This is a genomic window from Methylobacterium sp. GXS13 (genome assembly GCF_001455965.1).
Lineage (GTDB): Bacteria > Pseudomonadota > Alphaproteobacteria > Rhizobiales > Beijerinckiaceae > Methylobacterium.
Genome location: NZ_LKKO01000069.1, coordinates 101,996 through 128,948, shown reverse-complemented (window position 1 = coordinate 128,948; position 26,953 = coordinate 101,996). Strand labels below are relative to the sequence as shown.

31 protein-coding genes are annotated in these 26,953 nt (G+C 69.4%); 15 read left to right on the top strand and 16 right to left on the bottom strand.

The window, feature by feature from the left end:
* Positions 1-128 precede the first annotated feature (128 nt).
* A complete protein-coding gene (locus AO398_RS22880) occupies positions 129-2,354 on the top strand; it encodes a GumC family protein (protein WP_058194471.1) in 2,226 nt (741 codons plus the stop codon).
* Positions 2,355-2,611: 257 nt separating this feature from the next.
* Here AO398_RS22880 and AO398_RS22875 read toward each other — a convergent pair whose 3' ends face one another.
* Positions 2,612-3,799, bottom strand: a complete 1,188-nt coding sequence (locus AO398_RS22875; RefSeq protein WP_058194470.1) for a GNAT family N-acetyltransferase — start codon at positions 3,797-3,799, stop codon at positions 2,612-2,614.
* Positions 3,800-4,035: 236 nt separating this feature from the next.
* Between AO398_RS22875 and AO398_RS22870 the strand changes: the two genes are divergently transcribed.
* Complete coding sequence (locus tag AO398_RS22870; protein WP_058194469.1) at positions 4,036-5,097, top strand: polysaccharide deacetylase family protein; 1,062 nt, start codon at positions 4,036-4,038, stop codon at positions 5,095-5,097.
* A 100-nt stretch (positions 5,098-5,197) separates the two neighbouring features.
* Here AO398_RS22870 and AO398_RS22865 read toward each other — a convergent pair whose 3' ends face one another.
* Positions 5,198-6,376, bottom strand: a complete 1,179-nt coding sequence (locus AO398_RS22865; protein WP_152997615.1) for an ABC transporter substrate-binding protein — start codon at positions 6,374-6,376, stop codon at positions 5,198-5,200.
* Positions 6,377-6,629: 253 nt separating this feature from the next.
* On the opposite strand from AO398_RS22865, the gene AO398_RS22860 reads away from it, so the two are divergent.
* From AO398_RS22860 to AO398_RS22830, 7 genes are all read left to right on the top strand, one after another.
* Positions 6,630-7,136 carry a DUF3280 domain-containing protein gene (locus AO398_RS22860; protein ID WP_058194467.1) on the top strand — a complete coding sequence of 169 codons (507 nt, stop codon included), beginning with the start codon at positions 6,630-6,632 and terminating at the stop codon, positions 7,134-7,136.
* Between the two features lie 28 nt (positions 7,137-7,164).
* Positions 7,165-7,866, top strand: coding sequence for a (5-formylfuran-3-yl)methyl phosphate synthase (locus AO398_RS22855; RefSeq protein WP_058194521.1), 702 nt, complete (start codon positions 7,165-7,167; stop codon positions 7,864-7,866).
* On the top strand, positions 7,863-8,435 hold the full coding sequence (locus tag AO398_RS22850) for a uridylate kinase (protein ID WP_058194466.1): 573 nt from the start codon (positions 7,863-7,865) through the stop codon (positions 8,433-8,435). The genes AO398_RS22855 and AO398_RS22850 overlap by 4 nt, the downstream gene beginning before the upstream one ends.
* A complete protein-coding gene (locus tag AO398_RS22845) occupies positions 8,432-9,991 on the top strand; it encodes a DUF6513 domain-containing protein (protein WP_058194465.1) in 1,560 nt (519 codons plus the stop codon). Before AO398_RS22850 ends, AO398_RS22845 begins: the two co-directional genes overlap by 4 nt.
* 3 nt (positions 9,992-9,994) lie before the next feature.
* A complete protein-coding gene (locus tag AO398_RS22840; RefSeq protein ID WP_058194464.1) occupies positions 9,995-10,585 on the top strand; it encodes a DUF447 domain-containing protein in 591 nt (196 codons plus the stop codon).
* A gap of 116 nt (positions 10,586-10,701) precedes the next feature.
* Positions 10,702-11,235 (top strand): SRPBCC family protein, encoded by a 534-nt coding sequence (locus tag AO398_RS22835; RefSeq protein ID WP_058194463.1) that lies wholly within the window; start codon positions 10,702-10,704, stop codon positions 11,233-11,235.
* A gap of 20 nt (positions 11,236-11,255) precedes the next feature.
* A complete protein-coding gene (locus AO398_RS22830; RefSeq protein WP_058194462.1) occupies positions 11,256-12,245 on the top strand; it encodes a YncE family protein in 990 nt (329 codons plus the stop codon).
* 3 nt (positions 12,246-12,248) lie between these two features.
* On the opposite strand, the gene AO398_RS22825 is transcribed toward AO398_RS22830, so the two are convergent.
* From AO398_RS22825 to AO398_RS22790, 8 genes are all read right to left on the bottom strand, one after another.
* Positions 12,249-12,449, bottom strand: coding sequence for a hypothetical protein (locus tag AO398_RS22825; protein WP_058194461.1), 201 nt, complete (start codon positions 12,447-12,449; stop codon positions 12,249-12,251).
* A gap of 74 nt (positions 12,450-12,523) precedes the next feature.
* The gene (locus AO398_RS22820; RefSeq protein WP_058194460.1) at positions 12,524-13,693 is read right to left on the bottom strand and encodes a hypothetical protein; all 1,170 of its coding nucleotides are present in this window, start codon (positions 13,691-13,693) and stop codon (positions 12,524-12,526) included.
* A gap of 88 nt (positions 13,694-13,781) precedes the next feature.
* Positions 13,782-13,982 carry a hypothetical protein gene (locus tag AO398_RS22815; RefSeq protein ID WP_058194459.1) on the bottom strand — a complete coding sequence of 67 codons (201 nt, stop codon included), beginning with the start codon at positions 13,980-13,982 and terminating at the stop codon, positions 13,782-13,784.
* A 78-nt stretch (positions 13,983-14,060) separates the two neighbouring features.
* The gene (locus AO398_RS22810; RefSeq protein ID WP_058194458.1) at positions 14,061-14,516 is read right to left on the bottom strand and encodes a response regulator; all 456 of its coding nucleotides are present in this window, start codon (positions 14,514-14,516) and stop codon (positions 14,061-14,063) included.
* Positions 14,517-14,707: 191 nt separating this feature from the next.
* Positions 14,708-15,580, bottom strand: a complete 873-nt coding sequence (locus AO398_RS22805; RefSeq protein ID WP_058194520.1) for a dienelactone hydrolase family protein — start codon at positions 15,578-15,580, stop codon at positions 14,708-14,710.
* Positions 15,581-15,651: 71 nt separating this feature from the next.
* Positions 15,652-16,056 (bottom strand): hypothetical protein, encoded by a 405-nt coding sequence (locus AO398_RS22800; RefSeq protein WP_058194457.1) that lies wholly within the window; start codon positions 16,054-16,056, stop codon positions 15,652-15,654.
* Between the two features lie 119 nt (positions 16,057-16,175).
* The gene (locus tag AO398_RS29135) at positions 16,176-16,670 is read right to left on the bottom strand and encodes a DUF192 domain-containing protein (protein WP_058194456.1); all 495 of its coding nucleotides are present in this window, start codon (positions 16,668-16,670) and stop codon (positions 16,176-16,178) included.
* 64 nt (positions 16,671-16,734) lie between these two features.
* Positions 16,735-17,334, bottom strand: a complete 600-nt coding sequence (locus AO398_RS22790) for a cold-shock protein (RefSeq protein WP_058194455.1) — start codon at positions 17,332-17,334, stop codon at positions 16,735-16,737.
* 351 nt (positions 17,335-17,685) lie between these two features.
* On the opposite strand from AO398_RS22790, the gene AO398_RS22785 reads away from it, so the two are divergent.
* Positions 17,686-18,696 carry a heparan-alpha-glucosaminide N-acetyltransferase gene (locus tag AO398_RS22785; protein WP_058194454.1) on the top strand — a complete coding sequence of 337 codons (1,011 nt, stop codon included), beginning with the start codon at positions 17,686-17,688 and terminating at the stop codon, positions 18,694-18,696.
* Between the two features lie 230 nt (positions 18,697-18,926).
* Here the strand turns inward: AO398_RS22785 and efp are convergent, their stop codons facing one another.
* Positions 18,927-19,493 carry an elongation factor P gene (gene efp / locus AO398_RS22780; RefSeq protein ID WP_058194453.1) on the bottom strand — a complete coding sequence of 189 codons (567 nt, stop codon included), beginning with the start codon at positions 19,491-19,493 and terminating at the stop codon, positions 18,927-18,929.
* A 231-nt stretch (positions 19,494-19,724) separates the two neighbouring features.
* On the opposite strand from efp, the gene epmA reads away from it, so the two are divergent.
* The 5 genes from epmA to AO398_RS22755 all read left to right on the top strand — a co-directional run bounded on the left by epmA (position 19,725) and on the right by AO398_RS22755 (position 24,070).
* Positions 19,725-20,780, top strand: a complete 1,056-nt coding sequence (gene epmA / locus AO398_RS22775) for an EF-P lysine aminoacylase EpmA (protein ID WP_058194452.1) — start codon at positions 19,725-19,727, stop codon at positions 20,778-20,780.
* Positions 20,777-21,820: a lysine-2,3-aminomutase-like protein gene (locus tag AO398_RS22770; RefSeq protein WP_058194451.1), complete on the top strand. Its 1,044-nt coding sequence runs from the start codon at positions 20,777-20,779 to the stop codon at positions 21,818-21,820. The genes epmA and AO398_RS22770 overlap by 4 nt, the downstream gene beginning before the upstream one ends.
* A gap of 18 nt (positions 21,821-21,838) precedes the next feature.
* Positions 21,839-22,450, top strand: coding sequence for a glutathione S-transferase family protein (locus AO398_RS22765; protein WP_058194450.1), 612 nt, complete (start codon positions 21,839-21,841; stop codon positions 22,448-22,450).
* Positions 22,451-22,603: 153 nt separating this feature from the next.
* Positions 22,604-23,233 (top strand): dimethylmenaquinone methyltransferase, encoded by a 630-nt coding sequence (locus AO398_RS22760; RefSeq protein ID WP_244498863.1) that lies wholly within the window; start codon positions 22,604-22,606, stop codon positions 23,231-23,233.
* Positions 23,234-23,242: 9 nt separating this feature from the next.
* A complete protein-coding gene (locus AO398_RS22755; protein ID WP_058194448.1) occupies positions 23,243-24,070 on the top strand; it encodes a YdcF family protein in 828 nt (275 codons plus the stop codon).
* On the opposite strand, the gene AO398_RS22750 is transcribed toward AO398_RS22755, so the two are convergent.
* The 5 genes from AO398_RS22750 to AO398_RS22730 form a co-directional block, all read right to left on the bottom strand.
* Complete coding sequence (locus AO398_RS22750) at positions 24,007-24,315, bottom strand: DUF3253 domain-containing protein (RefSeq protein ID WP_058194447.1); 309 nt, start codon at positions 24,313-24,315, stop codon at positions 24,007-24,009. The two genes, AO398_RS22755 and AO398_RS22750, sit on opposite strands and share 64 nt — an antisense overlap.
* Entirely contained in the window at positions 24,312-25,073 is a 762-nt protein-coding gene (locus AO398_RS22745) for a DUF599 family protein (protein ID WP_058194446.1), read from the bottom strand. Before AO398_RS22745 ends, AO398_RS22750 begins: the two co-directional genes overlap by 4 nt.
* 94 nt (positions 25,074-25,167) lie before the next feature.
* A complete protein-coding gene (locus AO398_RS22740) occupies positions 25,168-25,452 on the bottom strand; it encodes an acylphosphatase (RefSeq protein WP_058194445.1) in 285 nt (94 codons plus the stop codon).
* A gap of 52 nt (positions 25,453-25,504) precedes the next feature.
* Positions 25,505-26,353 (bottom strand): formate/nitrite transporter family protein, encoded by an 849-nt coding sequence (locus AO398_RS22735; protein WP_058194444.1) that lies wholly within the window; start codon positions 26,351-26,353, stop codon positions 25,505-25,507.
* A gap of 144 nt (positions 26,354-26,497) precedes the next feature.
* Entirely contained in the window at positions 26,498-26,929 is a 432-nt protein-coding gene (locus tag AO398_RS22730; protein ID WP_058194443.1) for a gamma-glutamylcyclotransferase family protein, read from the bottom strand.
* Between the last annotated feature and the right edge of the window lie 24 nt (positions 26,930-26,953).

Sequence of the window (26,953 nt, the reverse complement as noted above, 5' to 3'; positions counted from 1 at the left end):
TTCCACCTGCCAGTTCCGAACAGATCGGCACGGCACGCATCTTAACGTCCAAGCAACCTTAACGACCTCTAATAGCGCCCGGACGGCAATGCTTGTCATCCGGTCGGCCTTCGCGCTCAGAGCGTCTCATGTCTCGTATCAGCTTGCGCTCGCCTCTCGCCGTGCCCGCCGTGCGGTCCGACACCCGGGAAGGCGTCGGCCTCGCACAGGTGCCGCAGATCCTGCGCCGGTCGATCGGCTGGATCGTCGGGCCGACGCTCGTGGTGGCGCTGGGCGCTGGCCTCTTCGTCAACGTGGTGAGCCCGCGCTACACCGGCGAGGCGAAGCTGATCCTGGAGAGCCGCGATCCGGCCTTCGCCCGGACGGCTCAGGAGCGCACCGACCAGCTCGCGCCGATCGACGAGCAGGCGGTGGCGAGCCAGGTCCAGGTGGTGATGTCGCGCGACCTCGCCCGGGAGGCGATCCGCCGGCTCAAGCTCGTGGGCAATCCGGAATTCGATCCGGGCTCGGGCAGCATCGGCCCGGTGCAGCGCGTGATGATGATGCTCGGTATCGGCGCCAATCCCCTCGACCGCCCGGCCGAGGACCGGGTGCTCGATGCCTATTTCGAGCACCTGCTGGTCTATCCGGCCGGCAAGTCGCGCATCCTGACGATCGAGTTCCGCGCCAAGGACGCCAAGCTGGCGGCCGACGGCGCGAACACGATCGCGCAGCTCTATATTTCGTCGCTGGAGGCCGACAAGGTCGACACCGCGCGCTACGCGTCCTCCTGGCTGGGCGGCAATATCGACGGGTTGCGCAAGCGCGTCGCCGAGGCCGAGGCGAAGGTCGAGGCGTTCCGGGCCAAGAACGGCCTGGTCGGCAGCGGCGGCGCCGCCGGTCAGCCGCTGACCACGCAGCAGCTCGGCGAGCTGTCGAGCCAACTGTCCCAGGCCCGGATCCTGAAGGCCGACCTCGCCGGCCGGGTGAAGGCGATCAAGGATCTGATCAAGGACGGCCGCGCCTACGAGATCACCGAGGTGGCCAACAACGAGGTGATCCGGCGCATCGTCGACAACCGCATCGCCGTGCGGGCGCAGCTGGCGCTCGAATCGCGCACGCTGCTGCCGGCCCATCCGCGGATCAAGGAGCTTCACGCGCAGCTCGAGGACCTCGACGCCCAGATCAAGACCTCCGCCGAGCGCGTGGTCCGCACCCTGGAGAACGACGCCAAGATCGCGGGCTCCCGGGTCGACAGCCTTCAGGCCGCCGTGGATGGCCAGCAGGACGTGGTCGTGAAGGGCAATGCCAGCGAGATCCAGCTTCGAGCGCTGGAGCGTGAGGCCAAGGCGCAGCGCGAGCAGCTCGAATCCTACCTGTCCCGCTACCGCGAGGCCCCCGCCCGCGACGGCGAGAGCGCCACGCCCGCCGATGCCCGCATCGTCTCGCGTGCCGTGACCCCGGAAGTCCCGTCCTTCCCCAAGAAGCTGCCGATCGTCGGGTTCGCGACGCTGGTGACCCTGATGCTGGCCATCGGCGGCGTTCTGGCCAGCGCGCTACTCTCGGAATCCGGCCGCCGCGAACAGGATGCCGAGGCCGATCTCAATTCCGCCGACCGCCGCACGCGCCGCGAACCAGAGCTGGAGCGCCCGGGTTTCGCCTTCCCGGAGGCGATGCCCCCGGCCCAGTGGTCCGAGACGGCGGAAGGTGCCGAGGCAGCCGAAGCCCCGGCCGCACCGCCCGCCATCGCACGGGTGCCCGCGGAGGCCTACGACCTCGCGCCGCTGATCGCCCGTCTCTCGGCCGTCGCCCGGGAGCCCGGCGATCGCACCGGCCGTCGGGTCCTGGTGATGGAAACGGAAGTGTCCCACGGCGACCAGGCCCTGCACGACGCGCTGGTCCGTGCGCTCGGCCGTAAGGCCAGCCTCGTCACTATTGATCTGAATGGCGAAAGCCTCGAACTGGGCTTCACCGATCTCATGGCGGGCGACGCAGCCTTCCTCGACGTGATCCAGCCGGCGGCTGGCAGCGGCCTGCACCGGATCGGGGTGGGTCGCGCCGGAGCCGAAGCGCTGTTCGACGAGCCCGATGCCCTCAGCCTGACCTTCGAGGCTCTCGCCGAGGCCTATGATTGGGTCGTCTGCCGGCTTCACGCCGCTCCGGGCGCCGTCGACCTCCTCGAACTGACGGGCGGCTACATGGACAGCGTCGTCATCGCGTCGAACGCGTCCGCCGAGGATCCGGCCCTGGCCGACCTCTACGCCATTGCGGAGGACGCGGGCGCCGGGCAGATCCTGGTCGCTCAGGACCACGGGGCAGATCACGCCGCGACGGTTGACCGCTCGACTCCGGACCTCCGGCTCAACGCCGCTTGAACCAAGACCGCGGGGTCAGCGTTCGCAGGCGTCAAGCCACGGCCTCACTCCCCCCCGCGCCCTCATCCTGCGATGCCCGCGCCAGCGGGCCTCGAAGGCGCCCGCAAGGGATCGCGCGGCTTGCGGGAGGCCTCCTTCGAGGTCTCGGCTTCGCTGCGCCGCCTCAGGATGAGGGCATTGAGTGGGGGCGCCGCTGCTGACGGCCAGACGCGTCCCATCACCTCGTGGGACGCCGCGCCACGCGAGCGAGGCCCGGATCACGACCGCCGCGTCAGCTTCCGCAGGCGCGCGGCGGCGGCGTAGAGGCGCGGATCGCGCTTGATCCGCCGCTTCGTCCGGGTCAGACCCAGCTGCGCCAGCCCGTAGGCGCGGCCCCGCAAGGAGACCGGCACGATCGTCTCGACCAGTCCGATCGTCTCGTCACAGATGCTCGCCTTGTAGCGCGCCTCGCCGACCCCGAGATCGAAGCCTTGCCGACCCCGGGCCGTCTGGTCGGCGACGAGATGCTGCAGCAGCAGATCGCCCGGGCTGAACCGGGCCACCTCCGGATCGGGATCGAACGCCGTCATCATGCCGCTAAAGCGCTGGTCGCTGACGGCCCCCCCGAAGGTGGCGAGGACGCGACCGCTTTCGGCAAGGCACAGCGCGTGGATCTCGACCGCCGGATCGGCGCCGGATGCCGCCGCGGTCAGAAACCGGCGGATCGGCTCGGCGGCATAGGGGTCGGGGACGCCCATCCCGGCGAACCGGACCGCCTTGTGGTCGAAGAACGCCGTCAGATACCGCGCTGCGTCCTCGGGTGTCTCAGCCCGGCGATACGCCAGGGCGCCCTTGGCCTCGATCAGGCGCTTCTCCTTCGAGCGCAGCTTCTTGCGGGCGTCGGCGCTGAACACCCGCCGCACCGTCGCTTCGGAATCGGGACCGAGCATCAGTCCGTAGGCATCGCTGGCTTCGGGCTCGCCCGCATCGGAAAGTGGGTTGGCCGCGCCCTCCCACATGAGGGGCTGATGCTGCAGCGCGTAGACATCGATACCGGCCGGCCGGCCGGCGCGGATCAGGGCGGCGGTGACTTCGCCCGGCGAGATCGCGGCCGCATCCCGGGTGGCGAAGAGCGGCATGTGATAATTCGCATGCGTATCGCCCACGACCCGCGCCACGGTGAGCCCGAGGATCCGCGACAGCACCAGCGGCAGCAGAATCCGGGCGCGACCCTCCGCATCCCGCAGGACGACGATCCGGGCATCCGCCTCCGTGCCGGTCGCCCGGAGATAGGCGCCGACCCAGTCGAACCGCTGATAGGGCGTGTGCAGGCTGGCCGGATCGGATTCGAGCCGCCGCCACAGCGCCTCGACCGCCGCGAGATCGGAGTACACCTCCGCGGTCAGCGTTGCGGACGCACGCGCACCGATCATGTCCGTTCCCGCCACTTGGACGCCGGTCGCCATACCAAGTCTCCCGCTGCGCCGGGCGCCGCCCGAAGCCAAGGGCCGACCTTGCGGGCCACGCTCTGAATGGCCGGTGACTTCGGCGATCGGGCGTGCGGGCAAGACCCGGCCAATTGCGACCTTGGCTAATACAATCTTCCCGCCTGTTTTCCGTCGGCGTTCGGCTTTCGGGTTTCTTTACTCCGGCGGGTGATGGCTGGTCTGTCCGGGCCGTGCGGCCCGATCAGGCTCGATCCATGATCTCCTCGCGTGCCAAGCATCGGGTGTTCGCGTCCGGCTTCCGCGCGATCCAGGCGCTCGGCGCCGATCGCTGGCTGGCGCCCGCCGCCCGCGGCCTCGGGGTGATCCTGACCTTCCACCATGTCAGCCCGGATCCCGTGCCGGACTTCGCGCCGAACCGCCTGCTCAGCATCACGCCGGACTTCCTCGATCAGACCCTGCGCGAGCTGGACGCGCGCGGCTTCGACATCATCGGGCTCGATGCCGTGCCGGAGCGGCTTGCCGCGCCGGATTATGGGCCGCCTTTCGCGGTCCTGACCTTCGATGACGGCTATCGCGACAATGTCGAGCATGCCCGCCCGGTGCTGCAGCGCCACGGCGTCCCCTGGACCCTGTTCGTCACGAGCGGGTTTGCCGATCAGGGCGGCCGCCTGTGGTGGATCGAGCTGGAACGGGCGATCGCGCGACTCGACCGGGTTCGGATTTCCATCGGCACCGGCAGCCTCGACCTGCCGACCCGCAGCCCGCAGGAGAAGGCTTTGGCCTTCGAGGCCATCTATCGCGACCTGCGCCGCCGCACCGAGGCCGATCTGCTGGCCCGGATCGCCGCTCTGTGCCGGCAGGCCGGCTTCGCGCCGGGTTCCGTCGCGTCCGAGCTGTGCCTGTCCTGGACCGAGCTGCGGAATCTGGCCCGGGATCCGGCGGTGACCATCGGCGCCCACACGGTCAGCCACCCGATGCTCGCCAAGCACGACGCGACAATTGCCGTGCGCGAGATCGCCGAGGGCCGCGCCCGCATCGAGGCCGAGCTCGGCGGCACCGTGCGCCATTTCTCCTATCCGGTCGGCGACCCGACCTCGGCCGGCCCCCGGGAATTCACGCTGGCGCAGGAGCACGGATTCGCCACGGCCGTCACGACCCGGCCCGGGCATCTGTTCGCGGAGCATGCCGGCCATCTGCACGCCCTGCCGCGCGTCTCGATCAACGGCTGCCATCAATCGCGGGCGGCGCTGGCGGGGCTACTCTCCGGAGTGCCGTTCCTGGCCTGGAACCGCGGCCGACGGCTCAACGTCGCCTGACGGTTCATGGCGCGCGCCGGGCCGGACGACCGTCAAGCGAGCGCCCGGCGCACGTCCACCGCGGAGCTGGGCCGGCCGTGATGGGCCCAGGCAGACCCGGTCATTTGAACTTGCAGGTGGTCTCCGGCAGGTCGACGCCCAGCGTATCGAGGGGCGTGCGCTGGTGCAGGAAGCCCTGCTCGGGGGCCACCGAGACCAGGGCCTTGGGCTGCACCACGATCACCGGCTGGCGCAGCTGGTGATCCCAGGGGCGGAAGCTCAGGGACACGCCCTTGTAGGCCGGCAGGCTGAAGGCCGGATCGACCAGGTACGGGGCGAGCACGGCGGGATCGGACGTCTTCTTGGCGGTGACGGCCTCGCCCACCGTCCGGACCGCCGCCCAGGCCTGGTAGTCGAGCGGGCGCATCAACCGGGAGGCGAGGCGCCGGAAGCGGTTCTGCGCCTGCGCGGCGCCCCAGGTCTCCAGCACCGGCGACCACGTGGTCGAGGTCAGCGCCTGGGTGCCGCCCACGGGCCGCGGATCGACGGTGCGGTAGGAGACGTAATCGCCCCAGTCGCCCTCCTCGTCGGCCACGATCGCCATGTCGTAGTCGAGGCCCCGGGTGAAGACCATCGCCTCGGCCCGGGTCGGGGTATCGCCCCGCGCCTTGGCCAGAGGGCCGAAGGTCCAGGGCTTTTCCGCGGTGATCTTCAGGGCGAACTTGCGGGCCGAGTTGCGCAACGCCTCGGCATAGGCCTTGTCGGCCTCGGTCGGGCCCGTGATCAGAAAGATCTTTCGCCAGCGCATCACCGTCAGATACTGCGCGATGGCGTCGGTGAGCATCGCCCGGGACGGCAGGATGTGGAACACGTTGGTCCGGCAATCGGCGCCGCGCAGGCGGTCGTCCGGGGCGCCGGCGTTGAGCACCACCGCGCCGCTGTCCTTCACGGCATCGGCCACCGCCAGCACCGCGTCGGCCGGCAGGGCGAGCACAAGGTAGTTCACGCCCTTGGCCACCAGCTCCCTGGCGGCCGCCACGGCGTCGGGCTTCTCGTCGCTGAGGGCGACCGCGTCCAGGGCGAAGGTCTGCTTGGTGAAGCGGCCGGTGGTGTTGTTGTCGGCGATGGCCATCTTGGCACCGGCCAGACCCTCGTCCTCCGGAGCAGCCTCGGCATCGTAGGAGGATGGCGCCGGCTGGGGGCGGTAGATCAGCCCGATATGGGTGTCGATCGGCTGCGGCGCAGGTTGCTGCGCGGATGCGGCGATGGGCGCGAGCAGCGCGCCGGCCGCAAGGGCCACACGAAGTCCGGTCCGATATCGCGCAGGCTTGGGGGGGCGCTGGGCCGGGGCATGTGCAGGATCGTGCATAGGCGCGGCCTCTAGCAGCTTCCGATCCGGCCGCTCAACCGCGGCTTCTCCGTCGGGCGTTCACGTTCGCGTCGTGAGCCAACGGCGCGGCGATGTACATTGCCAATTTGTCCCCTCGCCCGAGCTATAGAGGATCGAATGTGCCGGTCGAGACGGCATCAACCATCGTGCGGGAGCCCCGAGGATGCGCCACCTGTTCACCTGCGCGGTGACCGCCTGTCTCCTCGCCGGCCCGGCCATGGCCGCCGAGAAGGCGGCTGTCTTCCCCGTCGAGCTGTTCGACCCAGGCGCCACCTACGGCACCCGGGTCCGGCCGCTGGACACGAAGAAGCTCGCGCTGGTGACCGACGAATTGCGCAACGCCCTGCACAATCAGGCCGGGCTGGAGATCGTCGACACCGCCCCGAAGGCCGACGTGGTCGCCAAGGAAGGGCCGCTGTACAAGTGCAACGGCTGCGCGGCCGACATCGGCAAGAGCCTGGGTGCGGATCTCGTCGTGACCGGCTATGTGGAGAAGGGATCCGGCCAGATCTTCAACCTGAACGTCACCATCGCCGAGGCCGAGACCGGCAAGATGGTGCGCGGCGGCCAGGTGACGATCCGGGCCGATACCGACGACACCTGGGCGCATGCCATGCGCTGGGTCGTGAAGAACCGCCTGCTCGCCGAGCCGCTGCCCGGCAAGTCGTGATTGCGTGCCGCACATCTTCGAGAGATCCGTGTCCGCGTTCCCTGTTCCGCCCGGCCCCCTGCCCCGCCTCCTCGTCAGCGTCCGCGATCCGGCCGAGGCCGAGGCCGCCCAGCTCGCCGGGGCCGACCTGATCGACGCCAAGGATCCGGAGCGCGGCGCGCTCGGTGCCCTCGAAGCCCAGCTGGTGGCGGCGATCGTCGCGCGGGTCGCGGGCGCCGCGGTGACGAGCGCGGTGGCCGACCCGACGCCCGAATCCGTCACCGCGATGGTGGCGACCGGGATCGACTGGGTGAAGACCGGGCTCGATCTCCGCCAGCGGCGCGATCCGGCCGCGCTTGCCTCCCTCGTTGCGGCGGCCCCCGGCCGCTTGATCGCCGTCCTGTTCGCCGAGGACGGACCGGCGGCCGATCTGGTCCCGGCTTTGGCGCGGGCGGGTTTCGCGGGGGTGATGATCGACACCGCCGGCAAGACCGGCGCCCGGCTGACCGATCTCGCCGAGCCGGATACGCTGGCTGCCTTCACGGCCGCGTGCCGGACCCACGGGCTCATGTGCGGGCTCGCCGGCTCGCTCCGGATCACCGATATCCCGGTGTTGAGCCCCCATCGCCCGGACTATTTCGGCTTCCGCGGCGGCCTGTGCCGCGATTTCGACCGGCGCAACGGCATCGATCCCCTGCGGGTCGCCGAAGCCGTGCGCGCCTTGCGGCCTCACCATCGGGATGCCGCGTGACGACGATCCTCAAGATCGGTGGCAGCCTGGAATCCGACCGGGCACGGCTGCGCGCCCTGCTCGCCGAGGTGGCGCAGGGTGTCCACGGGCGCTGCATCGTCGTGCCGGGCGGCGGCGCCTTCGCGGAAGCCGTGCGTGCCGCCCAGATCCGCGACGGCTTCGACGATGCGGAGGCCCACCGCCGCGCCCTCGACGCCATGGGCCGCATGGCCGCATTTTTTTGCGACTTGGAGCCACGGCTCGTCCGCAGCGTCGAGCCTTGGGCCGATACGGCCACGGCCAGCGTCTGGGACCCGGCGAGTCTTCGCGCCGGCCAGCCCGAGATTCCCGAAAGCTGGGACGTCACCTCCGACAGCCTGGCGCTCTGGCTCGCCGCGCGCCTGCGCGCCCGCCGCTGCGTGCTGGTGAAGTCGGCCGACGCCGCATCGGAAGAAACCCCCGACGCCCTGGCCCGGCGCGAGCTGGTGGATGCGGCCTTCCCAACCTTCGCGCAACGCTACGGCGGCCCGATCGCGATCTGGGGGCCGACCCGCCGCGTCACGCTGCAGCAGCAGCGGGTGGCGGCGTGAGCGCCCCCGAGCACATCGTCTTCGTCACCGGCCGCCTCGCCCGGGCGCGGCTCGAAAAGGTCGCGGCCGGCCTGCCGGCGACGATCCACTGGAGCATCGCGGATGCCGGCGTGAAGGTCGCCGCGCTGATGACCGAGGAGATCATCCGCCGCCGGGTCGAGATGCCCGCGGGCGCGACCCGGATCGTCCTGCCCGGCCGCTGCCGGGCCGATACCGGACGCCTGGCCGAGCATTTCCACCTGCCGGTGGAGCGTGGGCCCGACGAGGTGGTCGACCTGCCGGCCTGGCTGGGGCTTGCCGGCCGCAAGGTCGATCTGTCGAAGCACGACCTGCGGATCTTCTCCGAGATCGTCGACGCCTCGAAGATGACCCCCGACGAGATCCTGGCCAAGGGCCTCGACCTCGCCCGCCGCGGCGCCGACGTGATCGATCTCGGCGGCCTGCCGGACACGACCTTCCCGCACCTGGAAGAGTCGGTGGTGGCCCTGAAGGGCGCCGGCCTGAAGGTCAGCGTCGATTCCTTCTCCCAGGACGAGCTGGCCCGGGGCGCCCGCGCCGGGGCCGACTACCTGCTCAGCCTGAACGTCGACACGCTGGATCTGGCCTTCGAGACCGATGCCGTACCGATCCTGGTGCCCCTGCGCCCGGACGACCTGCCCTCCCTCGACCGGGCGATCGAGCGGATGCTGAAGGCCGGGCGTCCGTTCCTGGCGGATCCGATCCTGGAGCCGATCCACCACGGCTTCGTCGATTCGATCAGCCGCTACCGCGACACCCGCGCCCGCTGGCCCGACATCCAGATGATGATGGGCACCGGCAACCTGACGGAGCTGACCGAGGCGGATTCGCTGGGCGTCACCGCCCTTCTGGTCGGGATGTGCTCGGAATTGTCGATCGGCAATGTGCTGATCGTCCAGGTCTCCAACCACACGCGCCGCACCGTCGAGGAGCACGACGCCGCCCGGCGGGTAATGTACGCGGCGAAGGCCGATTCCGCTCTGCCCAAGGGTTACGGCCGGGCGCTGCTCGCCCTTCACGACAAGCGCCCGTTCGTGCAGACCGCCGCGGAAGTCGCCCAGGCCGCCGCCGAGGTCCGCGACCCGAATTACCGGATCGCCGTCGCCGAGGACGGGATCCATGTCTACAACCGCGACGTCCACAGGGTCGGCACCGACGCGATGGCCTTCTTCCCCGATCTCGACGTGGCGAGCGACGGCGCCCACGCCTTCTATCTCGGGGCCGAGCTCGCCAAGGCCGAGACCGCCTGGCGGCTCGGCAAGCGCTATGTCCAGGACGAGCCCCTCGACTGGGGCTGCGCGGCCGACGCCGAGGTCGAGGATTCCACGGCCTTCAAGAAGGCCGGGCACACCCGCCATTCCGGCCCCGATGCGCCGCCGCCCGGCACCCGCGACGCCCGGCTGGTGAAGCCCGAGGCGGATGCCGACGCGCCCGAGACGATTTCGGATTCCGAGGCGCGGGTCGACGTTATGCCCGAGCCCGCTCAGCCAGCGACCAAGCTGGTCTGCGGCCGGCTCGTGCCGGTGGACAGGGCCTGAGCCATGCCGCTGATCCTTGAGACGATCGTCACCACGCTCGCGCCGTCCGGCGAGCTGCACCTCGTCCCCTTCGGGCTGATCGGCGAGGCGGACGGCTACGTGCTGGCGCCGTTCCGGCCCTCGCCGACCATCGCCAATCTCGAGGCCAACCCGTGCTTCGCGGCGTCGAGCCCGCGGGACATCCGGGTGATCGCCGGCGCAGTGACGGGGCGGCGCGAATGGCCGACCGTGGCGTGCGCGGCCATTCCCGGCCGGCGGCTCGCCGACAGTTTCGGCCACGCGGAGTTCGAGGTCGCGTCCGTGGACGATCACGAGACGAGGCCGCGCTTCCGCGGCCGCATGGTCCATTCCGCCGCCCACGCGCCGTTCATCGGCTACAATCGCGCCCAGGCCGCGGTGCTGGAGGCGGCGATCCTTTCGACCCGGCTCCACATGCTTGAGCCGGACAAGGTGTTGACGGAGATGGCCTACCTCGCCATCGCCATCGCCAAGACCGCGGGCCCGCGCGAGCGCGAAGCCTGGGGCTGGATCGAGGACAAGGTCGCGGCGGCCCTCGGCCCCGAGGCGCGCATCCTCGATCGGGACGACCGCTAGATCCGTATCCGTTCCGTCGGATGCGGATCTGACACTTACTTGTGACACGCTCTGCGGCGCGGAACCGGTATCCCCATCACCGGAATGCGCCCTGGAGGCGGGAGGAGCAGGACACGATGAAGAAAATAACCCTGGCCCTGGCGGCCACGGCTGCCCTGGTGGCGGCGACCGCGCAGGCCCACGGCCCGACCCGGCGCAAGATTTCCGAGTCGATCGAGATCAACGCGCCGGCCGATAAGGTCTGGGCCGTCATCGGCGATGTGAAGAATGCCGACTGGATCCAGAACGTCACCAAGACCGAGGTGACCGGCGACGTCCCGAACAAGTTCAAGCGGACCCTGACGCTCAAGAACGGCGATCAGATCCAGGAGACCAGCAACAAATTCAAGCCGGACGAGAAGCTGTTCTCCTACTATATCGACAAGGTCGACGTGAAGGACCTGCCGGCCAACGACTATTCCGCTTCGATCACGGTCGAGCCGGCGGGCGATGCCAAGTCCAAGGTCGAATGGAAGGCGGCGTTCTACCGCGGCTACATGAACAACGATCCGCCGCCCGAGCTGAACGACGAAGCCTCCGAGAAGGGCGTCGGCGACTGGATCAAGGCGAGCCTCGCCAACCTGAAGGCCAAGGTCGAGAAGGGCTCGTGAGCCCGCGCAGGTTGCGCCGCATGGCCCCGCGGTTCTGCGGCACAAACCTGCGTCTTCACGTGGGCAGAGGTCGGACGGCACTCGCCGCCGGCCTCGTCCTCGCCGCCACGCTCGCCCGCGCCGAACCGGCGCGGGAAGCGATCGTGACGGCCCAGCTCGGCGGCGTGGTCGAGGTGGTCGATCTCGCCGCCGGCAAGGTTCTGCGCAGCATCCCGGTGGACGGCGCGCCGGCCGGCATCGCCCTGTCGCCGGACCGCAAGCGGGCCTACGTCACGCGGCCCGAGGGGCACGGCCTGGCCGTACTCGACCTCGATGCCGGGCGTGTCGTGGCGGAGGTACCACTGCCGGGCGGACCGCTCGGCGTCGCTGCCGATCCCAAGGGTGGCACGGTCTACGTGGCGGATTGGTACGGCCACCGGCTGTTCGTGCTGACCGAGCGCGATGGCACGCTGGTTCCCGACGGCGAGATCGCAGTCGGCGCCTCGCCCTCCGGCATCGCCGTCTCCCCCGACGGGGCGACCCTCTACGTCGCCAACCGGGAGGCTGACACGGTCTCTGTGGTCGATGCCAAGGCCCGCACGGAAACGAAGACAATCCCGGTCGGCCAGCACCCGTTCGGCATCACCCTCGACGCCGCCGCCGGGCGCGCCTACACGGCGAACGTCACGAGCGACGATGTCTCGGTGATCGACCTCGCCGCAGGCCGCGAGATCAGCCGGATCCCCACTGGACGGCGGCCCTACGTGATCGCTCTGTCGGCGGGACGCGGCTTCGTCACCGACCAATATGCCGGGAGCGTCACGGCCTTCGACCTCGCGACCCTCAAGCCGATCGCCGATATCGATGTCGGCGACCATCCGGAGGGGATCGCGGCCGATGCGGACGGCCAGCTCTACGTCGCCAACTGGGGCGACAACACGCTCAGCGTCCTCGACGCACGCTCGCTCACGGTGCTGAAGACCATCCCCACCGGCAACGGCCCGCGGGCCTTTGGGGATTTTCTGCGCTGACGCTCAGTCCATCTGCCGATGCGGCGCCCGGCGGTAGGCCACCCGGGCGGCCACCAGGGCGCCGCCGATCTGCAGGAAGCCGGATTCACCCAGATCCGGCGGCGCCCCATGTGCCTGGATCAGCAGGCGCGTCAGCGCATTCAGCGCGAGCAGGGTCAGGCAGAAGGCCGCTGCGGCGAGCAGGCTGGCGACGAACTCGGGCATGGCATCATCCCCCGTGTCGAACACAGGGAGACTAGCAAGCGCTGCGCCAAGGGGAAGCCCGCCGCGCGGGGCGATCAGCGCTTGCGGGCGGCCACAGCGGGCTGGGCGGCCTGGACGGGGGGCGCCAGGCGCGGTGTCTCGACGGCGAGCCGCTTGACCGGCCAGCCGTCGCTCCAGCGCTCCATGTCGGCGAGCCGGGGGTTGCCCTTCATGGCGTTCGCGTCCGAGCCGGCGAAGGCTGCCGCGGCGGCGATGTCGAACGTCTTCCAGAAGCCGAGGTAATCCAGCGCATCGACCCGGGCGATATTGATCTGGGACACCAGCGTCTGCTGCTCGCCAGTGAGCGCCATGTCGGCGGACCAGCGGAACGGCGGCGGCTTCGGAGCGTCCTTGGCCGCGTCCTTCGGCTCCGGTCCCGGCTTGATCGCCCCGCCATCATAGGCGCTGTCGAGGCCGGCCGGGGCCGCGAGCGTCGCGGTCAGGGCCGGGAAACCGTGATCGTCCGAGAGGGCGCGCACGAACAGCTTGCGCTCGATCGGCACGGCGCTGGCCTCGCGCAGCAGGCGCTTGGCCGCGAGGTCGGCCGCGCGCGTGTCCTTGTCCCCGACCATGGCGATCAGCAGCGTCGACGGGTCGATCCCGGACAGCTCGGTCAGCGCGATGCCGCGGGATTTCGGCCCGCTGGCAATGCCGCCCGGCGCCGCGGCGAAGATCAGCTTCGGCACCGGCAGGCCCTGCTGCTTGGCGTCGGCGGCCATGTCGAAGGCGATGGGCGCGCCCGCCAGATGCCCGATCAGCGCCACACGGCCGAGATCGGGCTTGGCGTCGGCATCGGAGGCAAGGTCGGCGAGCGCGGCCTTGACCAGAGTCTCGGCGATGCCAGGGGCGTCGGCCGGACGCGTCCGGTTCACGTCCTGGAAACGGGGGTAGAGCACGAGCCAGCCCTGGCGGGTCAGGTGGTCGATCCAGCCGCCGTAGCTCTGCGGATTGACCACGCCCCACCCGTGCAGGAACACGGCCACGGGCCGGCCGGCTTCCGGCGCCGCGCCGGCCGCATGGAATGCGAACAGGCTGCCCGTCCCGCGGCCGACCAGGCGCTTCACGATCGTGGCCTTGCGGTCACCGACGCCGCCGGGGCCATCCGCGGGCTGCGGCGGGGGCGCGGCGGCCTGCGCGGTCTGGAATCCGGCGAGCGCCAGGATCAGGCCAACGGCAAGCGATCCGCGAAGAACGGTGAGACGCATGAGGGGCTCGACTGAGAGACGCGATGCGCCGGCAGGTCAGAGCCCGCTGAATAGCAGATTCCCCCGCCTTGGCGACTCAGGGGCGGCGTCAGGCGGCGAAGACCCGTTCGGAATCCATCCCGTCGAGGCGCAGGGCCAGCGCCAGGATCTCGGCCGGGACCTCGTCGGCCGCCGGGCCGTAATGGGCCCGCAGCTCGTCGCTCAGCGTATCGACGACCTGCGTGTCGGGCGTGTCGTCCCAGGGACGGCGCCAGAGCGACTCGGCATGGTTGATGGCGACGATGCGCATGATGTTGTCGGGGCCGACGGCGTGACACGGGACGGGGCGCGGCGCGCTCCGAGAGTGGCGTACAACCCGGAGTTGGCCTCAGGTTTCCACGCCCGGTGTAATTAATTGACCACCCGGACCGATCACCGCAGGCCCGGTCGCGCCCGATGGCCGCCCGGCGGCCTGCTCCACCCAGGCCAGGATATCCTCGGCCCGCCAGGGCTTCGGAATGAACGTCGCCGACATGCGCAGATCGCTCGGCTGGTCGCCGGCATCGCCGGAAGTGAGCAGCACCCGCACCCGCGGCCAGGTCACGCCGATGATCCGGGCCAGCTCGAAGCCGCCGATCGGCCCGGGCGTGCGCACATCGGAGAAGACGACGCTGACCTCGTCGGCCCGGTCGTTGAGGATCGCCAGCGCCCGGTCGGCGGCCTCGGCCTCGATCACGGTGAAGCCGGTATCCTCCAGCAGCGTGGCCGCGAGGAAGCGCTCGTCGGGTTGGTCCTCCACGACGAGGATGACGGGCTTCTGTCCGGGCTGTACCGAGTCGCTCATGGGCCGGGACACTCTACAGGGGCTGAACGGCGGTCGCGACGATCGGTTCAACAGCCCGATCGCCGCGGTCGGCCGGACCCGCGCAGGCACAGATCCTCCCGCGACCCTGGCATATTCAGCAAGTTGTGGCCGTGTCCCGGGAAGCACAGCGACCGAGGAACATCCGACCAAGACCCGGGAAACCCCTCGGTTCAGCCGACGCCGTGGGCTTTCAGGAAGGCAAGTGCCCGGTTCCAGCCGTCCTCGGCCGCGTCCTTGCGATAGCTCGGCCGGTAATCCGCGTGGAAACCATGCGGCGCCTCGGGGTAGATCACCAGTTCGACGCTCTTGCCGGCTTCCTTCGCCTTGTCCCGGGCCTCTTCGACGGTCGCTGGCGAGATGCCGGCATCGGCGCCCCCATAGAGGGCGAGCAGGGGCGCGTGGATCTCACCCGCCACATCCCCGGCGGTGCGGGGCTGGATGTCGCTCCGCTCGCCGCCGAGCGGCCCGTACCAGGCCACGGCCGCCTTCAGGTCGCGACGATGCGCCGCGTAGAGCCACGCGTCCCGCCCGCCCCGGCACCAGCCCATCACGCCGAGCCGGCCGGAATCGCCCTTCGCGGCCGAAGCCGCCCAGGCGGCGGTGGCGTCGAGGTCGCCGATCCACTGGGCGTCGGGTGTCTTGGAGATGACGTCCCGGATGATGACCTTGGGATCGGTCATGGTCGAGAGATCGCCCTGCCGCGCGTAGAGCTCGGGCGCGACCGCGCAGTAGCCGGCCTTGGCGAGCCGCCGGCAGATGTCCTTGATGTACTCGTGGACCCCGAAGATCTCCTCGATCACCAGCACGATCGGGAACGGACCTGCGCCTTCCGGCACAGCCCGGTAGGCCGGCATCGGACCGTCGGCGGCGGGGATCTTGACCTCCCCGGCCTCGATCCCGGACGCATCGGTGTGGATCACCTGCGCCTCGACGCGCGTGGTCGCGACGGTCAGGCCGCTGATCAGGCTGGTCATCACGAAGCCGCGCCGCGAAAGCGGTGACGTGATCAGGCCGTCGAGCCCGGCATTATCAGCATTCGCCATGATCATCTCTCCCGCAATCTCGCGAAGAGGGCTATCCGGCGAAGACAGGCGCGGTCAAATGACCGGACGCCTCAGGCGCCGGCCGCAGCGAGCGCCCGTGCCGGGCGCGGGACGGCGACGCGGACCGTCTCGGGGACGGCGCGGGGCTTGAGCACATCGGCCAGGGTGACGAACGTCTCCGCGACCGGCGCTTCAACCGCCCGGATGCCGTAGCCCAGGGCGAAGGAGCGGGTCAGGCCGGCATCGCGGGCGATCCCGAAAAGCTGCAGGGCATTCAGGAACGCGTCGCGGAACAGGCTCGGACGGCACCAGCTCTTTTCCGCCATCTGCAGCGGCCAGTCCCAGAGGCCCTCGGCGCGCCGCGCCGACAGGGCCCCCCGGCTGATGAAATAGCCGGTGCCGCGGTGCTCAAGCCCGTCCGCGCTCACCGACCAATCGTCGTTGCCGAACAGTTCGGCATCGGCCACATCGCTCATCGGGTCCTCCGCGCTGTGCCGGCATTCCGACGCACCGGAACAATGCCGGAACATTGGCGCGGAACATCGCAGCGGTCAAGGCGATTGTTCCCGCTGCGTTCGCAAAAATCCGATTCGGATCAGCGCGCCTTGAACAAGGGGTGCTCGATCGTGTCGCCCGCCTGGATCCCGAGCTTGGCCGCCGTGCCGGCATTGAGTTCCAGCACCGCCGAGACCGGGCTGCCCGACGGGATGATCGCGGTGGAGAGCGGCTCGGTGTCGGCCGCGATCCGGCTGACGACGCCGTCCGGGCGGATGAACAGCATGTCGAGCGGCAGATAGGTGTTCTTCATCCACATGGTCACCGGCTCGGTGCGCTCGAAATCGAACAGCATGCCGTGATCGGCGGCCATGTGCCGGCGGAACATCAGGCCCCGGGATCGGCCGGCATCGTCCCGCATCACCTCGACGGCGAACCGCTTCGGGCCCGTCTTGCTCACGATGGTGAGCGGCTCTGTCTTGGCGGCACGCTCGCGCGCCGGATTCTGGGCGGAGACGGGCAGGAAGGCCGCGGGCGCGGTCAGGACCAGGCCGGCGATGGCCGCCGCCTGAGCGACGCGGAACAGAGATTTCACGGGCTCATGCCTCTTCAGGAAACGCGCACAGGGCGCTGTCCAATAACGCGTCCGGGTCGTGGCGTCAGTGCGAGGTCGGGAGCGTGCCGTCGATCAGGCGGATCTCGGCCGCCATCACGCCCTTGGAGCCGTCGCCATAGCGCACCAGCACCGCCTCGCCGGGCTTCAGCTCGGCGATGCCGTAGCGGCGCAGGGTCTCCATGTGCACGAAGATGTCGGGCGTGCCGTCACCGCGGGTGAGGAAGCCGAAGCCGCGCAGCCGGTTGAACCACTTCACCACAGCCGTCTCCAGCCCGCTGGTCGGCGTGACCGAGACATGGGTCCGCGGCATCGGCATCTCGGAGGGATGCAAGGCCGCCGACTGGTCGAGGGAGACCACCCGGAACGCCTGCCACCCGCGCGGACGCTCCACCGCCTCCACGACGATGCGCGCGCCCTCGCTGGCCGCCTGGAAGCCGTCGCGGCGCAGGCAGGTGACGTGCAGCAGAATATCGGGGGCGCCGTCATCGGGCACGATGAAGCCGAAGCCCTTCGACACGTCGAACCACTTGATCCGACCGGAGACCTCGACAAGGTCGAGCGGCTCGTCCTGCGCCGTCTCGGCACCCCGGGCTTCCTCAATCCGATTGGGGGTTTCCGGCCCGGATCCGCGTTCGTCAGACATGGCCGAGCAACCTACACCGAATCACGCCGCGCGCTCACACAGCAAGATTAACGAAGTCCTGATTCCCGGAAAGCCCATATGACCGGCATAGGAGCCTTGCCGAGTTGCAATCTTGCCCGGGGGAGGCAGCCCCGCAACAGTCGATCGGTCGCAGGCCGGACCGGGGAAAGGCGTTTTCACGCCGATCGCGTCGTCTGGATCTCTTCCGGCACGCCGTCGAGTCAGGTTTTCGCGAGCGGCAAGCAGCGGGCTTCACGTTTTCGAGAGGGTCATCGGCCCGGCACCCCGAAGACGGTCGCGAAGCCTCGCTGCGGTGGCGCCGGGGGCGCCGGCATGGTTTGACGCCGTCGCATGTCGACCGACGCGAACCGCCCCGAGCAGTCCCGCCCCGCCCCGGCTTCCGGGCAACGCCGGCTGCCGATCATCGATGCCGTGCGGGCGGCCGCGCTCCTGGCGATGGCGAGCTACCATACGCTCTGGGACCTCGGATATCTGCGTCTGACGGCCGAGAATTACGCCCTGACGCCGGCCGGCCACCGGGCAGCCGAGGCGATCGCCGGCACCTTCCTGACCCTCGTCGGGGTCGGGCTGGTGCTGATGAATGGGCATGGCGTTCGCGTTCGGCCGACCCTGACGCGGCTCGCCCGGATCGGCGGGGCGGCGCTGCTGGTCACGGCCGGAACCTGGCTGGCCTTCCCGGACGCTTACGTGTTCTTCGGGATCCTACACTGCATCGCCGTCGCCAGCGTGCTCGGCCTGCCGTTCCTGTTCCTGCCGCTGCCCGTGACGATGCTGGCCGCCGCCGCAATCTTCGCCGCGCCGCTGTGGCTCCATGCGCCGGTGCTCGACGCACCGATCCTGTTTTTTCTCGGCCTCGGTACCGGGACGCCGCGGACCAACGATTATGTTCCGCTGTTCCCGTGGTTCGGGTTCGTCCTCACGGGGATCGTCCTCGGGCGGCTCGGCCTGCCCCGGCTCAGACGGTCAAGCCTCGGCGCCTGGGCGCCGAGCTCGGCGGCCGGCCGCGCGGCGACCTTCGCGGGGCGCCACAGCCTCGTCGTGTATCTCGTCCACCAGCCGGTCCTGTTGGGACTGCTCACCGGGCTGGTCACCCTGACGGGGCCGAACCCGCATGCCGGGTTGCGGGCGTTCCGGGCCGATTACGTGCGGATCTGCACCCGCACCGGCGGCGAGCTTCCGCTCTGCCGGATCGCCGCCCGCTGCACCTCCGAGGCACTGCTCAAGGAGGATCTGTTCCGAGAGGATGGACGGCCGTTCAGCGCGCCGGAGCGGCTGCGGGCACAGGCTTTGTCTCAGGGGTGCTACGGGGCGATCGAGGCCGCATCTCGCGCGCCACGGTGAGGCAGCGGGTTCGATAGCGGCGACGGGACCTGCGGCACCAGAACCGATCACCCCATTCTGAGGTGCGCGCACAGCAAGCCTCGCAAGAGGCCTTTGGTTTGCTCGCGATCCCCGGAGCCCTCCTTCGTGGGCGTCGCTGCGCGCCGCCAACGCAGGATGAGGGGTAGAGGTCGGCTAGAGGGGTCCCGCCCGCGCGACTGTCGTCCCGGGGCGAGAACCCCCAAACCCGATCAGTCCTTGGCGCGCTCGACGTAGGCGCCGTCCGCCGTCATCACCACGACCCGGGTGCCGGCCGCGATGTGCGGCGGCACGGTGGTGCGCACGCCGTTCGAGAGCGTGGCCGGCTTGTAGGACGAGGAGGCGGTCTGTCCCTTGAGCACCGGCTCGGTCTCGGCGACCTCCAGGGTGACCCGCTGGGGCAGCTCGATGGTCAGCGGCACGTCGTTGTGGCTCGCCAGCATCACCGCCATGCCCTCCTGAAGGTAGGGGGCGGCGTCGCCGACGGCGTCGGCCGGCACGGCGACCTGCTCGTAGCTCTCCGGGTTCATGAAGTGGAACCCTTCCGCGTCGCTGTACAGGAAGGTGTGCTCGCGATCCTCGACGAAGGCGCGCTCGACCTGCTCGGTGGTGCGGTACCGCTCGGACACCTTCACGCCATCCGTGATGCGCCGCATGTCGAGCTGGGTTACCGGGGTGCCCTTGCCGGGGTGGATGTTCTCGGCGAACAGGATCACGTAGAGCTTGCCGTCCTTTTCGACGACGTTGCCCTTACGGAGCGTTGAGGCGATCACCTTCACGGAATTACGTCCTGCATTGACAAGGCGGGTCGGCACACGCCAAGCGCGTGCACTGGATCTCAGGCCCCGCCACTATCGCATCTGCGACGCCGTTGCCAGCCGGCGGGGCGCAACCGCGGCGCGTGGGCGCTCTGCCCGCAGGCGACCGAGTATGATGTCTGCCCATTCGCTCGCCGATCACGCGGCTTGCCCCCGCGTCCGCGGACGCGGGATTCCGGCGGGGGCCGGGCTGTGAGTGGCGCCCCCTCCCCCTGGTGGTCGCCCGATCGCCACGCCGACCGGCGCCCGCGGCTCCTGATGCGCAACCGGATCCTGGCCGCCTTCCGGGCCTGGTTCGCCGCGCGCGATTTCGTGGAGGCCGAGACCGCCTGCCTGCAGGTCTCGCCCGGCAACGAGGCGCATCTCTCGGCCTTCGCCACCGAGGCGATCGGCGCCAGCGGGGCGCGGACGCCGCTCTACCTGCACACCTCGCCGGAATTTGCCTGCAAGAAGCTCCTGGCGGCCGGCGAGACCCGGCTGCTCAGCGTCGCCCGGGTGTTCCGCAATCGCGAGCGCGGACCGCTGCACCATCCCGAATTCACCATGCTGGAGTGGTACCGCGCCGGGGTACCCTACACCGACCTGATGGCCGATTGCGCCGACCTGCTCGCGCTCGCCGCCGAGGCCGCCGCCGGCCGCCGCTTCGCCTACCGAGGCCGGGAGACCGACCCGTTCGCCGAGCCGGAGCGCCTCACCCTCGCCGAGGCCTTCACGCGCTTTGCCGGCATCGATCTTTTGGCAACGGTGTCCTCAAGCGGTGAGACCGATCGCGATGGCCTCGCCGGTGCGGTGTCCGAAGCGGGCCTGCGGGTCGCGTCCGATGACACCTGGGCCGATCTGTTTTCCCGGGTGCTGGTGGCCCGGATCGAGCCCCATCTCGGCATCGGACGCCCGACGATCCTGTGCGCGTACCCGATCAGCGAAGCGGCGCTCGCCCGGCCGGCCCCGGAGGATCCGCGGGTGGCGGAACGGTTCGAACTTTATGCGTGCGGGGTCGAACTCGCCAATGCCTTCGGCGAATTGACCGATCCGGTTTCCCTTCGCAGGCGCTTCGAAGGGGAGATGGCGGAAAAGCTGCAGATCTACGAAGAGACCTACCCGATCGACGAGGATTTCTTCGCCGCTCTGGCGGTGATGCCCGACGCTTCGGGGATCGCCCTCGGCTTCGACCGCCTGGCCATGCTGGCCTGCGGCGCGAACCGGATCGACGACGTGATCTGGACCCCCGTGGCGGAGACGCTGTCGTGAACCGCACCCTGCGCAGCGCCGCCAACCTCACCGACGCCGGCCTGCTGTCCGGACCTGAGGCGGATGGGCTGCGCGCTGTGCTGGAACGCTACGCCGTCTCGGTCACGCCGGACATGGCCGCGCTGATCGACATCCACGATCCGGGCGATCCGATTGCCCGTCAGTTCATACCGCAGGTTGCGGAAAATGTGGTTGCCCCGGAGGAGCGGGCAGACCCGATCGGCGACGAGGCACACGCTCCGGTGGTGGGCATCGTCCATCGCTACCCCGACCGGGTGCTGCTGAAGCCACTGCATATCTGCCCGGTCTATTGCCGGTTCTGCTTCCGCCGGGAGATGGTCGGGCCGGACGGCCTGGGCTCGCTCACCGAAACCGAGCTCGACGGCGCCCTGGCCTACATCGCGCAGGATCCGCGGATCTGGGAGGTGGTGCTCACCGGCGGCGACCCGTTCGCGCTCTCGGCCCGGCGCCTCGGCGTGATCGCCGAGCGGCTGTCTTCGATCGAGCACGTGCGGGTGATGCGGATCCACACCCGCGTGCCGGTGGTGAAACCGGATCTCGTCGACGCCGATTTGGTCAGCGCGCTCAAGCAGTTCGGCCGGGCGGTCTTCGTTGCCCTCCATGCCAACCACCCGCGCGAGCTAACGCCAAAGGCCGGCGCCGCCTGCGCCCGGTTGGTCGATGCCGGGATCCCGATGGTCAGCCAGTCGGTGCTCCTGCGTGGGGTCAACGACGACGCCAAAACTCTGGAAGCGCTGATGCGGGCCTTCGTGGAGAACCGGATCAAACCCTATTACCTGCATCACGGTGACCTCGCCCCGGGCACCGGTCACCTGCGGACCAGCCTGACCGAGGGACAGGACCTGATGCGCGCCCTGCGCGGCCGTCTCTCCGGCCTGGCTCAGCCGACCTATGTGCTCGACATCCCGGGCGGCCACGGCAAAGTGCCGGTCGGACCCGGTTACCTGGCCGACTCGGATGGCGAGACGCGGGTGACCGACCCGTCCGGGTGCGAGCACGCCTACCCGCCGAACGCGTAGCGGAGAGATGTCGTGACGATGCGCAAGCTCTGGGGCCGGCTCACCTCGGTCAACGTGCAGAAGGCGGCATGGGCGCTGGATGAGGCTGGGCTCGCCTATGAGCGGGTCGATGCCGGCGGTGCCCACGGCGTCGTCGATGATCCCGCCTACCGCGCCATGAACCCGAACGGGCTCGTCCCGACGCTCGAGGAAGACGGGTTCATCCTCTGGGAATCCAATGCCATCCTGCGCTACGTCGCGGCGATTTCACCGGCCCTCGCGCTGCCCGCCGACCCGCGGACATGCGCCCTTGTCCAGCAATGGCTGGACTGGCAGGCCACCACCTTCACGCCCGCCATGCGCGACGCGTTCTGGCAGCTCTACCGGTCACCGGATCCGGACCGAGCCGTGATCGCGGCCTCGGTAAAGCGCACAGAAGCCTTCGCCGCCATTCTGGACGCGCATCTGGCCGATCGCGATTATGCGGTCGGCGCTGGCTTCAGCATCGCCGACATCGCCCTCGGCTGCGCGGCGCATCGCTGGCTCAACCTGCCGGCCGACCGCATCGAGCGCCCGGCCTTGCGCCGCTGGTACGAAAGGATCGCCGTCCGGCCCGGGGCGGCTCGGGCCCTCGGCGAGCCGATTTCCTGAGTTCATGCGCGTCGTCGTGCCAAGTGGCAGCCTTTCGGGGCGAAGCCGCAAGCGCGGCCTTGTCGGCGCGCCCATGCGATCCACCTTCTGCAAATTCGCCGATCCGTCCGGCGCCGGCCTTCCACGGAGCCTCTGATGGCGATCGACCCGACCTTGCGCGACGCGCTCTCTGCCGTGACCCCGGCGAGTCTGGCCCGGGCGCTGACGCGGGCCGGCGTGAAAGCGTACAGCCCGCATGGTCTATCCGGCCGCGGCGGCAGTGCTATCGGACCTGCTTATACGGTGCGGATGATTCCGGCCCGCAACGACGCCGCCGGCGATCTGGCCGCCGCGATCGATGCGGTTCCGGAGGGCGCGGTCCTGGTGATCGATGCGGCCGGTTCCAGCCTCGCCCTGCCCTTCGGGGCGATCGTCGCGGCGCGGCTCGCCCAGCGCGGCGTGGCCGGTCTCGTCACCGACGCCGCGGTGCCGGATACCGTCGGCCTGCCGGTCTGGTCCGCTCCGGTGGGCGGAAGTGACACCCTATCGCTCGTCGGCTCACAGGAGCCGGTCTCCTGCGGCGGTGCCGCGATTTATCCGGGTGATATCATGGTCTGCGGTTCCAGCGGCATCGTTGCGCTGCCGGCAGATATCGCCGAGCGGGTTGCCCTGGAAGCCGTCGAGCAGCAGCGCCTAGACCTTTGGATCCAGCGTGAAGTGGAGAAGGGCGGGAGCCTTGCTACCCTGCTGCCCCCGGACGCCGCTGCCCTGTCCCGGTTTGAAGCCGAGACGAAACCGACCTGAGACACGGTCGTGTTTTTCCCGCTCTCGAAGGTGGTCTATTTCCTGATCACCCCATCGAACGCCTTCATATTCTCGATTTTCGCTGGGCTCTTTCTGCTGGCGTTGACGCGCTTGCGCCGGACCGGCCTCGGTCTCGCCGGTTTCGGCGTGCTTGGACTTGTCCTTGGCGGTTTGGCGCCCCTGTCGGAGATTGCCCTGCTGCCGCTGGAGCAGCGCTTCCCGGCCTACCCGGATGACGGGCCGGCTCCGGCGGGCATCATCGTGCTCGGCGGCGGCATCGAGGCCGGATTGTCCGAAACGCGCGATCAGGTCATCGTCAACGATGCCGGCGAACGGCCGATCTACCTCGCCGATTTGGCGCGGCGCTTCCCGGCGGCCCGGCTGGTCTTCTCAGGCGGGAGCGGCTTCGTCGGCGGTGGCATCGCAGAAGCCGATATCGTCAGTCGCCACGCTGATGTTCTCGGCCTGCCTCGGACCCGGATGATCCTCGAGAACCGATCACGCAATACGCGAGAGAACGCCGCCTTTACGGCTGCGTTGGTCCTACCGAAGCCGGGCGAGCGCTGGCTGCTGATCACCTCGGCCTGGCACATGCCCCGGGCGATCGGCTGTTTCCGGGAGGCCGGCTTCACCGTCGACGCGTTCCCGGTCGATTACCGAACCCGCGGCTGGGGCGACATCGCACGCTTCCACGGTTTTGCCTCCGACGGTCTCCTTCAACTCGATCTCGCGGTGAAGGAGTGGATTGGCCTCGCGGCCTACCGGCTCGCCGGCTACACGTCGGATTGGCTGCCGGGGCCCGAGCCAGTGGCGGCGCCCGGCAACGCCAGCCGATAGATACCGCGAAAATCGTTCGGATCGACAGGCTTGCCTTTTCGCAGGATCGCAACCTGGCCGGCATGCGCCAGCCGCACCGCGACCCGCCGCACCGGCTGCATCAGCGGCCCCCACCCGTCTGGATGCGGGCCGCCCAGCGCGCGGGCGACTTCGGAGGGGCAGATCGTCTTGCCAGCCCCGCGCTCGGCCACGAGGCCAAGCAGGGTCTCCTCGATCGCCGCTTCGTCCGCCCTGGTCGTAATCATGTCCGTGCTTCCTCGGCGGGAGCCAGCAGCGGTCCCTCATGCGGGCCCTCACCGGCCTCCAGCAGCGCCTTGCGGATTTCCGAGGCAAACTGTCGACGCCACATGATGACGACGACGGCACTTGTCGAGGCGATGAGCACATACGGGCTCACAAACCAGCCTAGATAAGCGAGCGCGAAAAAGAAGGCGCGCTGTCCCCGGGCGAAATGCCGGCCGGCGCTGACATTCATCGCCGCAAGTCGGCGGACCGCCCGCATCATCTCGATGTCGCTGACATCCGAGCCTTTCGGAGGCACTGCACCGAGCAAGATCGCCGCGTAATTGAACAGCCGATACGCCCAGGCGAATTTGAAAAAGGCGTAGACGAACACCACAGCGAGGCCGGCAACCTTCAATTCCCAGGTGGTGCGGTTCGCCACCGTACCGAACGGCAGCGTCGCGAACAGGTTGAGGACGTCGTCGCCGGAACGCGACAGAGTCAGCACCGAGCCCAGCGCGATCAGCGAAGTGGATGCGAAGAAGGCGGTGCCGTTCTGGAGTGAGGCGTTGATCTGCGTGTCGACCACCCGGTTCTCGCGGCCGATGATTTGCCGAGCCCAGTTCGACCGGTGAACATTCATGATCTGGCTCAGCGAGATCATGCGGCCGCGCAGGCGGCCGACCGATAGGCCATACGCGACCCAGGCAACGATAAAATACGCCAGCGCTCCAAGATCCAGGGGCGAGAAAGCTGCGCTGCCTGCAGTCAGGTCGGTCATGGATTCGTGGCGCCAGCATTCGGAACCGGAAGCGGCCCGAGGCCATACCAGTCCCGCCCGTGCCGCAGAACCCGTCGCGCCGACTTGCGCCCCCTCAACGTCGCAGGACCTCGAACTGGCTCGTATCCGGCGGGTCGCCGCCCTCGCGCACGCTGATGTCGGAAACCCGCGCGCTTGGGGGGCCGGACCGGCACAGCGCGACCATCTGATCGACGACCTCCGCCGGCCCGCTGAATAGGGCCTCGACGGAACCATCGTCCTGATTGCGGACGAAGCCGGACAAGCCCCGCACACGCGCTTCGGCCTGTGTCCAGGCTCGGTAGGAGACGCCCTGAACGCGTCCCGTGATGATGACAGAGACGGTGCGGGTCGCACTCATCGAGATCACACCGCCTACGAAAGGCCCGCGCCGGGGCGCGGGCCGCCAAACCTCACTCGGCCGCCATCGGGCGACGCGCGTCGACACCAACCGGGGCCGAACGCTTCTCGCCCGTCCGGACGTGGGTCGAGTAGAGCATCAGGCCGGTGAAGGCGAGGCCGCCGACGATGTTACCGAGCAGCGTCGGGATCTCGTTCCACAAAAGGTAATCCATGACGGTCAGGTGGCCGCCCATCAGGATCGCCGACGGGAACAGGAACATGTTCACGACCGAGTGCTCGAAGGTCATAAAGAAGAACACCGTGATCGGCATCCACATGGCGATCACCTTGCCGGGGACCGAGGTCGACAGCATTGCGCCGATGACACCGGTGGAGACCATCCAGTTGCACATCATGGCGCGCACGAAGAGCGTCAGCATGCCGGCCGCGCCGTACTTCTCGTAGCCGAGGGTACGCGCCTCGCCGATGCCGGCAATCGCTTTGCCGACGGCATTCGGCTCAGTTGCGAAGCCGAACGTGAAGACGATCGCCATCATCAACGCCGTGGTAAGGGCGCCGGCGAAATTCCCGAAGAACACGAGAGTCCAATTGCGGGCGATGCCGGCCACGGTGACACCCGGGCGCTTGTCGATGAGGGCGAGTGGCGTGAGGACGCAGACGCCCGTGAACAGGTCGTAGCCGAGCAGGTACAGCATGGAGAAGCCGACCGGGAACAGCAGCGCCCCGACGAGCGGTTGGCCCGTGGTCTGATTGATGGTCACCGCAAAAGCTGCCGCGAGCGCCAGGATCGCGCCTGCCATGTAGGCCCGGATAAAGGTGTCTTTGGTGGCCATGAAGACCTTCGATTCACCGGCATCGACGGCCTTCTTCACGAAATCGGCGGGCGCCAGATAGGACATGCGAACCTCTCCCTCGCACGCGGCCGCCGATCGCCGTTGACCGAGGGGCACGCTGCGCAATCATCACAGCTGACTGAGGCGCATGATGGTGTCGCCGCCCCGGTCGATCGCGAGCAAGCAGGTTGCGTACCAATTGCCGAATGATCAGGCGGGCGCGCCACGCGTCCAGCGACCGAGTTCGCGGATATAGGCTGGCGGCAGTTGTGCGGCCTGGGCAGCCGCCATGACGGCTTCGAGGTAGCCCGGCCGCGGCCGGCCAGATGCGGTCGACCGGCCAAGATAGATCAGGGCACGCTTGACCCCACTGGCTGTGGTCACAGGCAGCGTCGCCTTCGCGTAAAGGCCACCAGCAACGCCTTCGTAGCGGTCGAGAGCCGGGATGTCGTCGAGGGCCAGTTCCCACAGGACGCCATGGACCACGCGGGCAGAGTCTCGCACCACCGAGGCGTAGCCCTCGCGCATGATGATGAAGCGGTATCCCGGCAGCCGCCCGCAGCCGATCAGCCGCGAGACCGGGCAACGCAGGGCCATCGCGGTGGCATCCATGTTCGCGCCGTAGGCGAAGTATAAGGGCATGCAGCGACCGTTGAGCGTCGCGTC

What these genes read in the sequence shown, in the direction of transcription:
- AO398_RS22880 (WP_058194471.1), top strand. Translation starts at nt 129, where the DNA reads ATGTCTCGTATCAGCTTGCGCTCGCCTCTCGCCGTGCCCGCCGTGCGG.
- AO398_RS22875 (WP_058194470.1), bottom strand. Translation starts at nt 3,799, where the DNA reads ATGGCGACCGGCGTCCAAGTGGCGGGAACGGACATGATCGGTGCGCGT.
- AO398_RS22870 (WP_058194469.1), top strand. Translation starts at nt 4,036, where the DNA reads ATGATCTCCTCGCGTGCCAAGCATCGGGTGTTCGCGTCCGGCTTCCGC.
- AO398_RS22860 (WP_058194467.1), top strand. Translation starts at nt 6,630, where the DNA reads ATGCGCCACCTGTTCACCTGCGCGGTGACCGCCTGTCTCCTCGCCGGC.
- AO398_RS22840 (WP_058194464.1), top strand. Translation starts at nt 9,995, where the DNA reads ATGCCGCTGATCCTTGAGACGATCGTCACCACGCTCGCGCCGTCCGGC.
- AO398_RS22835 (WP_058194463.1), top strand. Translation starts at nt 10,702, where the DNA reads ATGAAGAAAATAACCCTGGCCCTGGCGGCCACGGCTGCCCTGGTGGCG.
- AO398_RS22830 (WP_058194462.1), top strand. Translation starts at nt 11,256, where the DNA reads ATGGCCCCGCGGTTCTGCGGCACAAACCTGCGTCTTCACGTGGGCAGA.
- AO398_RS22825 (WP_058194461.1), bottom strand. Translation starts at nt 12,449, where the DNA reads ATGCCCGAGTTCGTCGCCAGCCTGCTCGCCGCAGCGGCCTTCTGCCTG.
- AO398_RS22820 (WP_058194460.1), bottom strand. Translation starts at nt 13,693, where the DNA reads ATGCGTCTCACCGTTCTTCGCGGATCGCTTGCCGTTGGCCTGATCCTG.
- AO398_RS22815 (WP_058194459.1), bottom strand. Translation starts at nt 13,982, where the DNA reads ATGCGCATCGTCGCCATCAACCATGCCGAGTCGCTCTGGCGCCGTCCC.
- AO398_RS22810 (WP_058194458.1), bottom strand. Translation starts at nt 14,516, where the DNA reads ATGAGCGACTCGGTACAGCCCGGACAGAAGCCCGTCATCCTCGTCGTG.
- AO398_RS22805 (WP_058194520.1), bottom strand. Translation starts at nt 15,580, where the DNA reads ATGGCGAATGCTGATAATGCCGGGCTCGACGGCCTGATCACGTCACCG.
- AO398_RS22800 (WP_058194457.1), bottom strand. Translation starts at nt 16,056, where the DNA reads ATGAGCGATGTGGCCGATGCCGAACTGTTCGGCAACGACGATTGGTCG.
- AO398_RS22790 (WP_058194455.1), bottom strand. Translation starts at nt 17,334, where the DNA reads ATGTCTGACGAACGCGGATCCGGGCCGGAAACCCCCAATCGGATTGAG.
- AO398_RS22785 (WP_058194454.1), top strand. Translation starts at nt 17,686, where the DNA reads ATGTCGACCGACGCGAACCGCCCCGAGCAGTCCCGCCCCGCCCCGGCT.
- AO398_RS22765 (WP_058194450.1), top strand. Translation starts at nt 21,839, where the DNA reads ATGCGCAAGCTCTGGGGCCGGCTCACCTCGGTCAACGTGCAGAAGGCG.
- AO398_RS22750 (WP_058194447.1), bottom strand. Translation starts at nt 24,315, where the DNA reads ATGATTACGACCAGGGCGGACGAAGCGGCGATCGAGGAGACCCTGCTT.
- AO398_RS22745 (WP_058194446.1), bottom strand. Translation starts at nt 25,073, where the DNA reads ATGACCGACCTGACTGCAGGCAGCGCAGCTTTCTCGCCCCTGGATCTT.
- AO398_RS22740 (WP_058194445.1), bottom strand. Translation starts at nt 25,452, where the DNA reads ATGAGTGCGACCCGCACCGTCTCTGTCATCATCACGGGACGCGTTCAG.
- AO398_RS22735 (WP_058194444.1), bottom strand. Translation starts at nt 26,353, where the DNA reads ATGTCCTATCTGGCGCCCGCCGATTTCGTGAAGAAGGCCGTCGATGCC.
- AO398_RS22730 (WP_058194443.1), bottom strand. Translation starts at nt 26,929, where the DNA reads ATGCCCTTATACTTCGCCTACGGCGCGAACATGGATGCCACCGCGATG.